This is a genomic window from Fulvitalea axinellae, from assembly GCF_036492835.1.
Lineage (GTDB): Bacteria > Bacteroidota > Bacteroidia > Cytophagales > Cyclobacteriaceae > Fulvitalea > Fulvitalea axinellae.
This window is the reverse complement of sequence record NZ_AP025315.1, coordinates 21,103-36,533: the sequence shown is the minus strand read 5'-3', so window position 1 is coordinate 36,533 and position 15,431 is coordinate 21,103. Positions and strand designations below refer to the sequence as shown.

Genomic DNA, 15,431 nt, shown 5'->3' with positions numbered 1-15,431 from the left:
ACTTTTCCCTAAGCTGTTTACAACGAGACACTCTAAATTAACTGTGCTTATGTCTATTGTAAGTAAACTAACGATCGGCTATGCGCTGGTACCGGGTTTCCGGGCGGCGGACATAATCGAAACGGAAACAATTTTAGGGTCATTCCCGACCAGCAAAGTATATCTGGCCAGCCGTAAAACCGGATTAGTAAAAGGCAAATCTGATTTTCCCCTGATCGCAAACACAACATTTAAGACCTGCCCCAAACTGGATGTACTGATAATAGGGGAAATTCCCGATGATCGGCTTTATGATAGGGAGTTATTGGACTTTATTGAGGCCAAGGCAAAAGACGCCAAATATGTACTGGCTATTTCAAACGGTGTACTGGCCTTGGCGAAACTTGGACTCTTGCGTGGCAAGAAAGCGACTACGGATAATTGGCATCTTGACGCTCTGCATGACTATGGTGTAATTCCCGAGCCTAAACGCAAGGCGGTAATTGACGGGAAGTTTTACACTGCGGGGCCATCGACGGGAATGATGGAAGCTGGTTTTGAATTGTTGAAAAAAATCAGAGGCAAAGCGATCGCCAGTTTATTCGAATTAACATTGGAGTACGACCCCGTTTGCCGTTATGGAGAGGCTCCCGCCAAAGGGACCATTATCGAAAAGCCGGATTTTCCAGGCCAGAGACAACCCTTGAATGTCGTGGTTTTTACACCATCCGGACTATATATACCCGATATTATGGGAGCGGTAGACGTTTTCGGTACTATCCCCGACGCTAAGATTCACTATGTCTGGAAGGAGGAAGGTGAAGTCGCGGGGTTGGTTGGCCCAAAGATGGTGGCCGACACGAGCTTCAAAGACTGTCCTCAAGCCGATGTGTTTATTGTCGGTGCCTCATTACCGGGATACTGTTCCGATCCGGAAACTTTGGCTTTTGTAGCGGACCAGTCAGCGAAAGCAAAAAGCGTTATTTCCGTATGCGCTGGCGTTTTACTGGTAGGCGCAACGGGCCAGCTGAAAAACCGTACCGCCGCCACTAATTTCCATATGCTGAAATACCTGCCTGTTGTAGGAGCCAGGATTAGCGAAAAAGAAGTGGTGATGGACGGGAAATACATTACCGCAGGCCCCGCTGTCGGTTCTTATGAGGCGGGACTGCTTGCCGTGGAGCAACTGCTTGGCAGAGAGGTCGCACGTCATATTGAACAGACAGAATTGGAGTTTGACCCGAATCCGGTTTTAAATATGGGGTCGCCTGCCAAAGCCGGTAAACTAAGGACAGCGATAAGCAAAGCTTTAATAGCTCCCATTAACCCGTTTTACAAATCGGCAACAAAAAAAGGGCTCAGGCTTTCTGAAAGTTTTTACCACTGATCTCACCAATTCCCAGGACGCTTAGGCTCTCCCAAATTTTTTGCCTTGAGTGTCTTGGGATCCTTGTTCTTTATCAGTGCTACTGATTTTATTTTTAGACTTTAAACTAATTCCACTCACTACCCATAATGAATAACTACTCATATTTATATCTTTAAAAAAGTATTTTTTCAACTATCTTCCCATACAGAACAATATCGACTCGTATTGACACATACTTTTGACCTATTTCTAAAAACCGTTTAATATGAAAAAAGCCTTTATATATCTTGGAGGGCTGTTAATGCTCTTATTTTTTGTTTATGTCACCACTCCTACCATAGCGTACGGCTTTATGCTGTTTCCGATTTTGATCTTGGTTTCCGGTGGGGGGATACAATATTTTCTGTCCAAATCAGGGGCTAACGAAAACTCCAAATATTCGAAAATACTGCCTATTTTTTTGGGACTAGTCGCAGGATATCTGGTATTGGCAAATGTATTTTCCTCTTGGGCATTGTTCCATAGCGATGACTACCGGAACCTGATCGGAACAGTAAAGGAGGGAAAAGATTTTAGCGAACGTATCGCTCCAATATCGACTGAAGATATCCGGATTGTGGACAAAGGAATGGCCCGCCGTTTGGGCGATAAAATGCTCGGCTCAAAACCGGCCTTGGGAAGCCAAACCGATTTGGGGGAATTTTCGATCCAAAGTGTAAACGGTAAGCTTTATTGGGTGGCACCTTTGCTTCATTCCGGTTTTTTCAAATGGCTGAGTAATGGGGACGGTACTCCCGGTTATGTAATGGTCTCGGCCAATAACGAACGGGATGTCCGTTTGGTAGGAACCGTTGGTGGCGCTCCCGTACGTATCAAATACCAACCGAACGCTTATTTCTTCGATAACCTTTATCGTCATACGTATTTTGATGGTAACATTACACGTGGTCTTACCGATTTTACTTTCGAAATTGATGATAACGGTAAGCCATATTGGGTGATTACCGGATACAAAAAGAAAATCGGTTTTTCGGGTAATGAGGCCGAGAAGGTAATCGTTATGGATCCCGCAACCGGTGATACGGAATACTTTGATATAGACAAAGCGCCGGCTTGGATCGACCGTATTCAGCCGGAACACTTTATCGCTTCACAGCTCAAGGACTGGGGCGAATATGTTCACGGTTATTGGAATTTTTCAAACCAAGGAAAATTGACTATAACCGACGGTTTGACTTTGGTATATGGATCAAACGGAAAATCGTATTGGTATACCGGCCTCACTTCGGTTGGCGCTGATGACGGAACTGTTGGTTTCGCTTTGGTGGATACCCGCACCAAACAAACGACTTGGTATCCGCTGACTGGCGCTACGGAAGAAGCAGCGCGGCAATCGGCTATGGGCAAAGTTCAGGAAAAAGGCTACGAAGCCTCTTTTCCCGTCGCATATAATATAAATAATGTTCCCACTTACGTGATGTCATTAAAAGATAACGCTGGGCTTGTGAAAATGATCGCTATGGTATCCGTACAGGATTACAGTATCGTTGGCGTCGGCGCTAATGTGAAAGAAGCTTTGCGCGATTACAAAGGTGTCCTAAACGGCAAAGGAAACGCTATAGCCACCAGCTCAAATGTGGCCAGCTTCGAAATCGAAACCGAAGTGGTTAGGGTAGGCGCCGATACCCGGAACGGAAACACGTTCTATTATATGATTTTAAAAGGTTTCGAAAACAAGGTATTCGTAGGCGGTTCCACCATTTCCAACGAAATCCCAATAACCACCGTCGGCGACAGGGTAAAGGTAAGCTACGATGACGGAGGTAACGAGCTAGTAGATATCAACAGTTTCGATAATCTGGAATTCCAACTCCAAAAAACGGAAGGACAACAGAAACTGGAACGCTATTTCGAAGCCACGGCAAAAGCGAATATTGAGAAATAACTCTGTGTAAAGACAAATAAACGACGAAAGAACAAGGCCGTGAAGATCATTCTTCACGGCCTTTTATTTTCTAAAAAAAGAAGACCACACCAAACTGACAGCTAATCAGCTTGGAAAGATCTTTGAAGCGAAAAACGAGATTCACTCTTGATTACCGACCAAAGCACTGAGGAACATTTATGCGAATCCGTCGTCCCTTGCCCAAAAACGCTAAACCTGCGCAACGGAAGGTACACGCCAAGGCAACGCTGAAAACGCCACCGCCGATACAACTGTCCGCAATCTCGAAAGAACCGCCCATCCAAAGGATGAAAATGAATTTTTCGGCAGGTGTATGGACTCGGGCTCTTGAAAAAGATCGCTCTTCAAAGTTCCATGTTGCCCCCACACGCCACGCCATTATTCTTCCGGGAGGAAAAGGCTATCCGCACCTGACCATAGATCTGGAATCCACACATTTTTCAAAAGATCGCCGTGAGGTATTCGTAGAGTTCAGCATGGCGCATTATAGTATTCAGGAAAAAAGTCCCCGAATAGCGTTTTACGATAACGGTCGTGGACGCATGGTGGGAGGCGATCCAAGAAGGGAACTTGAGAAAAACGCTCTTGAACATATCGATAAACTTCTAAGGAACTCACATTTTCCAATAGTATTCGCCGACCGTTTTGGACGTACGAACAAAGAACGGGCGGAACAGGAATTTTTTGAACCGAGCTCAGTCAGCCTCCCCACAGCGACCAATACGGAAACGGAAATAAAACCAGAGTTAGAAACAACTCCAGAAGGGGCTCAAGGAATGGCGACACCGGCAACACCAAACGAACAACCTGGCAAAAAGAAGAAGAAGAAAAAGAAAAAAGGCCAAAGCCACGAAGACGAAATGCGAGAGCTGGACGAACTTATAGCCGCGGCCAAATTGGAAGATGAAAAACGGTTAGAGGAACAAAGCAAATCCGGACCAGCCAAGGCAAAGCCAGTGAAAAAAGAGTCGCAGGCAGACAAGGGAGTGATGACCGACGAGGGCTTTATGATTTCGGAAGAGGAACACCAACGAAGGGAAGCTATCAGAAGGGAATGGGAAGATTTTCTGCAAGTGCCGGACTTCGATTTTATTGGCGACGACCTGGGCCTTGACACAGCGGATGACCTTACGCTCACTACCTCCATGAGTCTTTACAACTCATTCCTGAACAAGCTGGGCGAACTTTCCAAAGTTCAGCTTGATCTGATGAAAAAGAAGATGCAAAAAGCGGAAGGCGTTTTTGAGCGGATAAGGAACAAAACAAAAAAGATGGACGACGGATCGATGAACAAGATGCGGGGAATGCCACTGCTACACGCCAGCATGGACGAAATAGGAGATATTTCCGAAAGGCCTGTCCCTTCGCAGATCAGAACCGTCGCCGTACACCATTTTATCCCTCCGGGAATTGGAGATCACAAAGCCATGATGCTCCCTTATTACCGAATGTCCATCGGGCTTTTTTTTAGTACTATGGGCGTTTATTTCATCAAAATCAGGGCTCTGGAATTCTACTCCATGATCCTTACCCAGATTCTTCATATCAGCAAATTGCATCAGGAACTCGACACCTGCCTAAATGAAGACCTCAAGAACGTGTTTTACCTGATGATTCAGATAGAAAACAGCCATAGCGTATCTGCCGACGCTATTTTGCCGCATGACATGACCAGAGTAGACCGCATGAAACGTTTACCCCAATACCATAAAGACAAATTTAAGGAAACACAGGAACAGCTTGATATAGCGCGAGATCTCTGGGCACTTATCAATTCCGTAATACGAAAGAGCTTAGGCATGGACCGCAACGGATGGAATACGTTTGGCATGGAGGTCAGACACCATTTTGACGCTATTCCGAAAGTGAAAACGCACAAAGAACCGCTTAAGGGGACTGTACCACAGAATATAACTTATATAATGACGCTGTTTGAGGCCTTGGAGCAAAAACTAGACAGCCCTTCTGCCGTAGCCACTCCAGCCCCAGTTCCTGCGATTGCCAGTGGGGGAAGTGGCGGAAAGAAGAAACGAAGAAGAAAATAGAGCCAAGGATAAAAAGTATAACGATTTTAATTGGAGGAAACCATTTTCTTATTTATCACGAACCGAATGTGACACCCGCCATACGCATTGCGTCTATAAATTCGACGGAAGGTATACTGATCGGCAATTCAATGTCATTGGGAAGTTTTACGCTTTTGGAATCAAAAGACTCAACCCTTGTAGCATTGACCACGTATGATCGGTGAATGCGAACAAAGCCTTTTTTGGGAACCATAGCCTCGGACCTCTTTAAATTAACACTGATCACGAACTCTTTACCATTTGCCATATGAAAGCGAGTATAACTGCCGTCGCTTTGGAGATAAAGCAAATCGTTGAGTTTAATTTTTTGGAAACCCTCTTTCAATTTTATAAAAATGGAATCGTCGTTTCCGCTTTCATTATTCTGTTTGTTTCCTTTACGTAACGCAATTTCAACGGCGGTGTGCAGTTCTGTTTCCCTGAAAGGTTTTGATAGGAAAGCATGCGGTAAAGTCTCCAACGCCGCGTTTACAACCATATCGTTTGTATTGGCGGAAAGGAAAATGAAAGGGAGTTTCCAGCGTTTGGAAATAATCCGGGCCAAATCAATACCGCTAAGCTCTCCTTTGATCCGAATATCCAATATCACAAGGTCAGGGACTTCTTTCTCAATAATCGATACAGCCTCCTGAGCGGATGTGGCTATTCCAAGAATTCCAAAGCCTTGTATTTCGAGCTCTTCGGCTATATCCTCGGCCACTAATACTTGATCTTCCACAATCAATACCTTTTCCTTGCTCATGCTTCAACGGTTTGTTGGGTATTAAAAATAAAATCATAGACAAGACCGTTCTCTGTGCTGACATTTACATCGGCGCCCAATTGTCTGCACAAAGATCGGATTAGTTTCATTCCGAAACCCCGCTTTGAACCTGCTTCAAGGGCATCGGCCATTTCAGGTGCGGGAGTTCCGTTATCGCTATAGGTTAACTGTACTAGACCATCAATTTCGCTAACCTTGACTTCGATTCGCAAAACCTCTTGTCTTATGGGTTTAGCGTATTTTAGGCTATTGGTAATCAGTTCATTTAATATTAACCCTATAGGTACGGCCGTATCTGCATTCAGAAACAACCTTCCAATATCGATATGACTTTTCCAAGTAATAGCGGTGTCACCCAACGCTTCCCGGGTATCCGCTACCAATTGCTTTACGTACTCGTTCATATCCAGCAGGTCACCCATATTTTTTTTATATAAGCTTTCGTGGGCCGTGGCTATGGCTTTGATTTGTTCTCGGCTCTCGCCAATAAGTTTTTTCGCTTTATCGGAAGTCAGTTGTCTTTCCCTTAGTCGCAACATGCTAGTGATCAGCTGTAAATTGTTTTTCACCCTATGGTGCACCTCGCCTAGCAACAATTCGTTTTCCTCGTTTTTTTCCTCCAATTGCTTTTGGTAACGGAGCGTAATGCCCTTATAAAAATTCATGGCGAAATATGTGAAAGAGAACAAAATGACGGTATGTATATGGGTTTTGTAATGATAGTGCTCTTTTGAAAATAGGTATTGTGGCGCTAAACAAAGAGCGATAGTACAAAACCAAATAAATAGTGTGATTCTTGAATTATCAATAAGAAAGACACTAAGGATTATGACCGCCAAGTTGTAATAGATGTAAATCCTGCCGGGAAAGCTAGGGGATAAATAAACATTTAGTAAAAACAGGAAAAATAATAATGCGAGACAGATAGTCAGACGTGCGATTTGGTATCTCTTCTTGGCATGGGAGTGAATAGAAAAGACTATAAACACAAGAAAGAATGCTTCCGCAGTAGCAAATTCGGGTTGTCCCAGAAGATAGTTTTTGAAACAGTAAAATGCTACTACACAGAGGATAAAATAACTAACAAAGTTAAACCAAAGGACTTTTCGCTTTTCAATGGTAGGTAAGTTCTGGTCAAAGCCAGTATATACAATACGTTTAAGGTGTTTCAAGAACATAGCCCTTTGTAGTGATTATAGCGTTATTCCACTCAAAAAACATATATAAAGCACATGATTATGCGTGTGATTGAATTTTCATGTATTTATTCTTAAAAATAATAATATCATTCACATAAACATGTGATATGATTATTTAAAAGAGAAATTTTCACAAAAAGATATTATTAATTAAAGAAAAGTCTTTTTTTGATATGGAGTCTTTAATTCCCATGTATAATGAGCTGATAAAAAGAAATATGTACGAATCTAAAAAGTCTAATTTTATGTAGATGAATGTTTCTTTGATATCAGAGAATATAGTTTTACAAAATAAACAACCCTCTTTACAAAGTTAGAGAGGGTATTCACAAAGTATGGCCTCTGTCACTGTCTCAAATCAATTTTATTATTGGATAAATCACTATATTGAAATGTGTCCAAAATGATTTTAGAATAGTGGAAAACGTCTGATTTTGGTTGGATTGCAACACAACTATGCTAGTTATAAGAGAGTCTCCATGAGGTTTGAAGTGATTATATTTGGATAGCTGTTGTGCGTGGGGAAAGGCGGGGATGGGGATACCCCGCCTTTATTTTTTATCCATAAAAAAGCTTGGACAATCAAATTCTATAAAACAGATTATGACTTACCATATTCGGAGATGTGTAAATATGAAGCAACATCATGGTGTGGCTTTCTTGTTCAGTGTGGAGAACGGACGGTCCAATCTGAACATTCATAAAATGAGTTGATTGACCGCCTTTTTGTTACATAAAGGATGAATCTTAGAAATTGGATTCTAAGATTCAATTCGATATGATTGTCTAAGGACTAAGACTTTACAGAATTTAATTAACTGCAAAGCTCTTTGTTGTCTTTTTTTATTTCATACCTACCATCCCAAAACGAAACAAAACAATATGGAAACTATAGACAAAACTCAAATTATAGAACTTGAGGGACGACTAGCTGAAGCAATGATCAAATCTGATATTAATACTTTAGATTACCTTTTGCACGATGATCTTCTTTTTGTAATACCCACAGGACAAACGGTTACTAAAGAGATGGACTTGTCTAATTTTCGGTCTGGGAATTTGAATATCAAAAACATCACATCAAACAATCAACAAGTCCGATTAATAAAAAATTGCGCTATCGTATCTGTTGAAATTGATCTTGAAGGCTCTTTTCTGGAGGAAGAGATAAAAGGAAAGTTTAAGTATATCAGAATCTGGAAGTCTTTTGATGATACTTGGAAAGTAATAGGTGGGGCAGGGGTGAGCCTTGAGGGAAAAGAATAATAAACGAAGCCAATCATTCAAATTAGCTCTATTATGAGCCAACGCGGAAAACCGATACTAACATAAAAAGTTATCATGTATGCTATCCCGATAATCAATCAAAACTACTAATATTATCAGTCAGGTAAATCCCGATGTTCCGAAAAGTCTCCAAGCCAAAATATTGCACAAAAGGCCTTTCGTCAAACGGAACATCACGCCTGCCAATCCAAGGTTACCGTATCGTGGAGCCTAGCGGATATTATCCGTTGACAGAATCTACACTTTTTGAGCAACAGGTACATGTCCGTAGCGGATTTTTAAACCATCCTGCGCTTATCAGTCGCCGGTTTGGCAGATCCGGCCAACTTATAGATTTTCATTCGGAAGATATCGCTACAGGCGACCATGTCGAAGCGCCTGTAAATATCGGGGCGGATATTCCTGCCCTAAAAGTGGGCGACAATGGTGATTTGGCACTGGAAGACACCCGAAAACCAAAACTATTCTACGCCAACGAGGATCAATTAGAAGCGAGCAACAAAGCGTTAAAAACCAACGGTTCCCCTATAGGTTTTAAAGCTCTTCCGGATTCCGCATTGGCAGTTCCTGACAAAGACGGAACGTTACGGACGCTTCAGGCCGTAGCGCCTACCGTTGACGGCGAGATAGTCCGCACTATCAACGAAATGTCTTCAGATTGTGGCAAATTCGCATTTAGGATGATAGGTGGCGACATGGCCGAATTCCTGACGGTTATCCTAGCGCCTTACGGCAATAGCGAGTCCGAATCATGCTTTGATATATCCGCGGAAAAGGTATCTTCTCTGGTTTTCCCCTTTAACCAGGCTACCTACGCCCATACGGCGATTGATCTGGACGGACTGTCCAGAAGAATCTGGCTGGATGAAAACATGCCTTCAATGTTTCACCCCGGCAAGGAAGAGGTTATCCGAAGAAAGCAAGCCTATGGCTATGACGAGTATACGTTACCCAAACCCGGAGAATCATATCGGGCCACGCCAAGCATAATTGAAAGTAGCGCAAGAAGGGGAACCATGGCCCCTGACAAATACCTGAAAAGAGTTTTGGCCAAACTTGCGGATTGGAAGCCTCCAACAGAAATCGAAGCGCTGAAAGTGGAACCGCTCCGCAAAATCTACTGGAATATGCATAACGCCGCGGTGGTGGCCAAAAGCGGAACGGATACCGTAACCATCGAAAACGAAACCATGCTCAGCTACACCATGATGTGGTTTACCGACACGATGCACCGCATGCTCAAGCTTAGCGAAAGCCTCCGGGAAGCCCTGATTGATTTTTGCCAAACCCGTTCGGAACAAATCCCGGAAGACCGATCCAAGGAATATGCCTTGTTAAAAAGGTTTTCGGAAGTTATGTCTGAAAGGGAGGGGTTGGAACAAAACCTCGAACGGCATTTACGGGAACTAAATTCAGAAGTTCGAAACTTGGAATCCTGTCCGGAAGGGGGCTTGTATTGGTTTCAAATGTACGGTAACGGCGAGGGCAAAAACTTTTATGATAGGCACGCTAAAGACAGCAACGGCCAGAAGCACGTTTTGCGCGTGTCAGCACATCCCAAACGTAGAACGCAAGCCTTATACAGTAAAGCTATGGCACGTTTGGATAAAAATATGAGTCGTTTGCCGTTGGAGTCCGATATTCCTGAGATCAGTAGCGAACTGACAGCGTTTAATGAGACCTATGCCGTAATATATGCCAATGTTGTAGGGTGTATCGGCCCCGAATGCGATTTTGACAAAGCCCAACCTGCGATTGATCGCCATAACGCTTGGGTCCGTGAGCAAACCGGCAGTCTGTTGGCCAACCTGTTCCAGCGCTTTATGAGAGTATACGGCCTTGACGACTACAAACCGGAAAGCGATTATTGTTACGCTTATTTCGTAGCCTTAGAAGAGGTCTCCCCATTATTTTCCGATCCCGCCGACAAAAAAGACTTTAAAGAATTCGAAGACTTACTGATCCGGATAATCGGAATACGGGGTATTTGAGGAAAGTGTTTTTCTTTTGGGTATTAGGTATCTAGTATTACGTATTGTCACTGTGAGTCGCTCCTTAAGTGTCCGGTATGAAAAGGGTGAAAATGAAAAGTCCAAAAAGAATTATCCCCGCTTGATCACCAATTTCCGGGAAAGGGAAGCGGGGATAACATTTCTATGTCATTGAATATCAATTCATCATCTTCCAGCTTCTGTAAGAACGATTATCCCAACTGTATAACGAAATGGAAACCCCGTCATTAGGTTTGAGATATTCTTTGGTAAAGGCTCTCAAACGCTCGCCCGCTTCTTCAAAATCAGCTAACTTTTCATATTGAAAATAAAGCGCGTCGGGATTGTACCAGTTTCCGTCTCCTTTGGTTGGGTAAGGAATAAGTCCCGGTCCTTGAAACTGATAATATGATATACCGGGGAGCTCGGAAAGGACTTTTTTGAAGTCTTCATATAAATGTTTATTGTCCAAATTGGTCCCGCATAGGTATACAAAACTGTTTTTAGGATAGCGAAACGTGCTAGCGTGTGTTATCGAGGAAAAGCTAGTCTTCTCAGGGCTTACCACCACTTTTTTATCCGTCACTTCAATTTTGTATCGATCGGTCTTATTCCCATTCAGCAGTGTTAGTTTACTTATATTTTCAGACAGCTCTATACGCATCTCCACAGCTGACGGCATCGCATGGGAAAAATCAGATTTTGATATTCCTTTAAAACGAATCATCAACTCATTTCCTTCAATATCAATTTCTGACTTAAGACTGTACCCAGTATTAGGGAACACTTTCTCTGACTCGAAGAGCAGATACAATTTTGGGGCTCCGGCTTCTCTATTTATTTCATAATGCTCTACTGGCGAGAATTTCATAGCCGTATCTATCGAGCCTAAATCATCCTCAGTATCACACGAAAAAAGCAATAGCGCAATAAATATGATTTTTGTAAAGTGCCTCATAGTGACTTAATTAATTTCAATTTCGACCACTATAAAGATGCACCAAAGCAAAATTAAGTTGTATTTTTTAGCTTTATAAAATCACTTTTCCCCCACCAAGAATCATAAATCTCTTACATCCTCAGAAGCAACAATCCCTCTTTCCTAAGCGTCCGCCAGGTCTGTCCGTTCAGGAAGCGATCGAAAGGTTTCTGAAAACGATTTTCGTATTCTTCTTTCAATTCCTTTAAACGAACCGTGCGCTCGCCGCCAATAGCCATAATATCAAAATAAGGCAAAAGCCATTTTATTTCGGCCTTGTCTCCCGTCACTTCCAAATCGGCGGTTTTATTTGCGAAAACCAATTTCCCTTTTTCCTGGCGTTTTCCCCTTTTCCTTACGGCATAGCTTTCGAAGACGGGCTTTTTCCCCAACCACAAAATACCGTGGCTTTCCAACTCGGCATCTTTCTTTTCCGATACCTGAAGCGCTTGTTCAATAACATCGGGCACGACGGTGGTATCGGGCGTATCGAACTCGAACCATTCGTACACGGGCCAGTCGGTGCACATGCCGTGCATATAGTTAAAGATGGCTTTGCTCAAGCCGGGGCCGTATTGCTCGTGCTCACAACCTTCCGGATCTTCGTGGTACAAATCGTTTTCGGCGAAACCTTCAAACTCCGGCCCCGAACGGTGTACGCCGTATTCCTCCGGATTCTTGCCTACGGGGCTATGCGCCGTCATAGCGAATTGGTGCCAGAAGCCGGACTGAATCACATTGTGCTCGAACAGCTGACGCACAATTTCCAAAGAATCCACCGTTTCCTGTTCCGTCTGCGTAGGGAAGCCGTACATCAAGTACGCGTGCACCATAATCCCGGCTTGGGTGAAATCGCGGGTAACGCGCGCCACCTGCGCTATGGACACGCCCTTTTTCATTTTTTTCAGCAAACGGTCCGAAGCCACCTCAAGTCCGCCCGTAATGGCCACGCAACCGGCCGCGACCATAAGTCTGCACAAATCCGGAGAAAAGGTTTTCTCAAAGCGCACATTGGTCCACCAGTTTATCTTTACGCCACGGCGCAACAGCTCAATGGACAAATCGCGAAGCAATAGGGGCGGAGCGGCCTCGTCTACAAAGTGGAAACCGTTCTGGCCTGTCTGTTTTACTATTGCCTCTATCCGGTCCACCAGTTGGCTGGCGTCCGTAGGGTCGTACCGGCCGATATAGTCGAGATTTACGTCGCAAAAAGTACATTTCTTCCAGTAGCACCCGTGCGCCACCATCAGCTTGTTCCACCGGCCGTCACTCCACATCCGGTGCATCGGGTTCACCACCTCTATTATCGACAGATAATCCGAAAGGGGAAGGTCTGAATAATCGGGTGTTCCGGCTTTGGAGTGCGGTATCTGCTTCGCCAGCTTATTGTCGCAATATTGAATTTGTCCCGTTTGCTTGTCCAGTTTGTAAGTCCGCTGCAGGCGGGAATCGTCCTGTTCTCCTTTGCCTATATAATCGAAAAGCTCAAGCAATGGCCCTTCGCCGTCGTCTAGGCATATAAAATCCAAGTAATCGAAAACGCGGACATCCTCCAAACGGCGCAACTCGGTGTTCGGATAACCGCCGCCCATAATTATACGGACCTCCGGATAGTTCTTTTTGATATACTGCCCGCACTTAAACGCTCCGTACAGATTGCCGGGAAAAGGAACCGAAAAACCGACAATATCAGGTTCCGCTTCCTGAATATGGGCGTCCAGACATTCCAACAACAACTTATCGAGAAAGGACAACTCGCCTTTAAGTTTTTCCTCAATAGGAGAAAACGAAGAGGCCGTCCGTCCCAAACGCTCGGCGTATCGGCTAAAACCGAAATCGGGATCGATAGCCTCGATAATCAAGTCGCCGAGATCCTCTATATATAAAGTCGCCAGATACTTGCCGTGATCCTGCGCGCCCATTGTCCCGAAAGCCCAGTCAAGTTCCTGAAGATTGGAAAAGCGCGACGCCCGGGGCAAATAATCGTTATCGACTATGCTTTGCGCTAGCGTGGAGTTCTTTCCCTGCAAAAAACGGATCACGGAGTCTATAGTCTCAAGATACTCGTCTTTCAGCGCAAGTATCCTCTTGGCGTTTGGACTCAGGTTCTTTTTCCCTTCCGCTATTCCGAAAATCTTCGACAGATTCTCCGGTTTGAATATCCTCAGCACCAATTCGATACCCAAATCGGCCTGACGAACATCGTAACCGTTTTCGGTCAGAAAGCCTTTCAAAAAGGCGGTGGCCGGATACGGCGTATTCAGTTGTGTAAGCGGCGGGGTAATTAGCAGTATCTTCAATGTATCTTTCTCCTTTTATCGCAATGCGGAATATGCCGACATTTTCCGCAAACCAACCCGCTAACAGATGGGCTATAGCATACGGAAAACGGCAAACAGAACACAAAATTAGTCCTCCTCCGGCAAATAAACGACAGTTTTCGAAACTAAGAACAGGTTGCTTTCCCCACAAACCAATTGCGATAGGACGAGTTAAGCTAAAAGCCCATATTTTTCCTGATGGATTTCCAATACGAGCGCCCAAAACGGAACGAATACCGCAACCGAAAGCCGCAAGGCGCTTCGGGCGTAGCCGTTATGCCTCCCGGCTCGGTCGTACAGGCACTTATGACCCGTAAGGATTTCGAACAGATTTTCCCGACTAAAGACGACGAATACGGCTACGCTAACGACCCTATACTGGAACCAATCGGCCGGATGCTCAACCGCTACAATGCCGTGGAACGAGAAACCGAAGAGGACGTGCACGAACGTTTCGCCCTGCTTTACGACCTGAAACGGATGGTCTTCGCGTGGTTTAACAAATGGCAACACGACTACACCTTTTATTACGAAAGCTTTTCCGGCCACCACGCTTGGCTCAGTATGTTTCGCCTAATGGACGACATTCAGAAAGAACACGAAAAGATGGTCACGTTTATCATAGCCGAAAAAATGCCGTTATGGACGCCCGACGCCAAACCCGCGGGAGGAACAGCAGACGAAGATGTCCAAAGCCTGTGGAGAGCGCTACGCGACGGCAACCCTTTTTTGGCCATCGGCCCAAACTACGGAGGCTACGCCCATCACGAATGCAAGCTGGGATTCAGAGTTTCGATAATGTCCGCTTTGGCCCGCCTAATGGAAGGCCCCCAAGGCAGGGGACTGATAACGGATGTCTTACGAAAAAAGAAATGGCCTACGATTCTCCATCCTATACGCAGCGGAGCGGGAGACGTGGTGACCAACAGGCTTAAGCATACGCACGGGGCCGCGTCTTACGCCTTGGATTTGAAAGTAAAATCTGACGCTCCAAGAGTAGACTATTATGCGGTGGGCGACGAAATAAAAGACTCAAGATATATGAGGAAATCAACTGAATGGACCAAAGAGATGAAAGCCGACACCAAAGAAGAGTATCGTCCGCGTCCGGTATCAACGCGCTTTCAGGCGGAGGGCTTCGATATGACGGAAATAAAAGGCGAAGGCCTAGACCCTATCAACGAATGGCTAGACGTGGAAGGCCCTCCAAAACTTGTAGAGGAAACGGGTGGCCGTACCGTCTCTCCGTTTTTTATTAATCTCGCGGAAATTTTTGCCAGAAACCTATACAAAGAAGAGGACCTGCCGCACGGGATGCCCGTAGCCCCTCCCGAATTCTACCGAAAAAATCCCGACCTGCAAGAATGGAACAGCCAGACTGGCCACGCTATCGGTTTGCGTGTCAATATGATCCGCAAAGAACACGAGCTAGCCGAATACAAATGGCCGGAATTTAAGAGCAATTCTTATAAGGTATAACTCCGGCAACG

Annotated in this window: 10 protein-coding genes; 6 read left to right on the top strand and 4 right to left on the bottom strand. The window is 44.6% G+C overall.

The genetic code is table 11. The features are described 5' to 3' along the window. The first annotated feature begins 49 nt into the window (after nucleotides 1-49). From AABK39_RS19095 to AABK39_RS19085, 3 genes are all read left to right on the top strand, one after another. On the top strand, nucleotides 50-1,366 hold the full coding sequence (locus tag AABK39_RS19095; RefSeq protein ID WP_338394909.1) for a DJ-1/PfpI family protein: 1,317 nt from the start codon (nucleotides 50-52) through the stop codon (nucleotides 1,364-1,366). Nucleotides 1,367-1,613: 247 nt separating this feature from the next. Continuing rightward, nucleotides 1,614-3,293, top strand: coding sequence for a hypothetical protein (locus AABK39_RS19090; RefSeq protein ID WP_338394908.1), 1,680 nt, complete (start codon nucleotides 1,614-1,616; stop codon nucleotides 3,291-3,293). A gap of 179 nt (nucleotides 3,294-3,472) precedes the next feature. Then, entirely contained in the window at nucleotides 3,473-5,359 is a 1,887-nt protein-coding gene (locus tag AABK39_RS19085; protein WP_338394907.1) for a hypothetical protein, read from the top strand. Nucleotides 5,360-5,414: 55 nt separating this feature from the next. Here the strand turns inward: AABK39_RS19085 and AABK39_RS19080 are convergent, their stop codons facing one another. Next, complete coding sequence (locus AABK39_RS19080) at nucleotides 5,415-6,143, bottom strand: LytR/AlgR family response regulator transcription factor (RefSeq protein WP_338394906.1); 729 nt, start codon at nucleotides 6,141-6,143, stop codon at nucleotides 5,415-5,417. Next, nucleotides 6,140-6,829 carry a sensor histidine kinase gene (locus AABK39_RS19075; protein ID WP_338394905.1) on the bottom strand — a complete coding sequence of 230 codons (690 nt, stop codon included), beginning with the start codon at nucleotides 6,827-6,829 and terminating at the stop codon, nucleotides 6,140-6,142. The genes AABK39_RS19080 and AABK39_RS19075 overlap by 4 nt, the downstream gene beginning before the upstream one ends. 1,416 nt (nucleotides 6,830-8,245) lie before the next feature. Between AABK39_RS19075 and AABK39_RS19070 the strand changes: the two genes are divergently transcribed. Together AABK39_RS19070 and AABK39_RS19065 are read left to right on the top strand one after the other, a co-directional pair. Next, complete coding sequence (locus tag AABK39_RS19070; protein ID WP_338394904.1) at nucleotides 8,246-8,629, top strand: nuclear transport factor 2 family protein; 384 nt, start codon at nucleotides 8,246-8,248, stop codon at nucleotides 8,627-8,629. A gap of 134 nt (nucleotides 8,630-8,763) precedes the next feature. After that, on the top strand, nucleotides 8,764-10,641 hold the full coding sequence (locus AABK39_RS19065; RefSeq protein WP_338394903.1) for a hypothetical protein: 1,878 nt from the start codon (nucleotides 8,764-8,766) through the stop codon (nucleotides 10,639-10,641). A 178-nt stretch (nucleotides 10,642-10,819) separates the two neighbouring features. Here AABK39_RS19065 and AABK39_RS19060 read toward each other — a convergent pair whose 3' ends face one another. Both AABK39_RS19060 and AABK39_RS19055 read right to left on the bottom strand, forming a co-directional pair. Further along, nucleotides 10,820-11,599, bottom strand: coding sequence for a hypothetical protein (locus AABK39_RS19060; RefSeq protein WP_338394902.1), 780 nt, complete (start codon nucleotides 11,597-11,599; stop codon nucleotides 10,820-10,822). Nucleotides 11,600-11,712: 113 nt separating this feature from the next. Continuing rightward, entirely contained in the window at nucleotides 11,713-13,920 is a 2,208-nt protein-coding gene (locus AABK39_RS19055; protein ID WP_338394901.1) for a B12-binding domain-containing radical SAM protein, read from the bottom strand. 219 nt (nucleotides 13,921-14,139) lie between these two features. Between AABK39_RS19055 and AABK39_RS19050 the strand changes: the two genes are divergently transcribed. Beyond that, a complete protein-coding gene (locus AABK39_RS19050; protein WP_338394900.1) occupies nucleotides 14,140-15,420 on the top strand; it encodes a hypothetical protein in 1,281 nt (426 codons plus the stop codon). Nucleotides 15,421-15,431 lie beyond the last annotated feature (11 nt).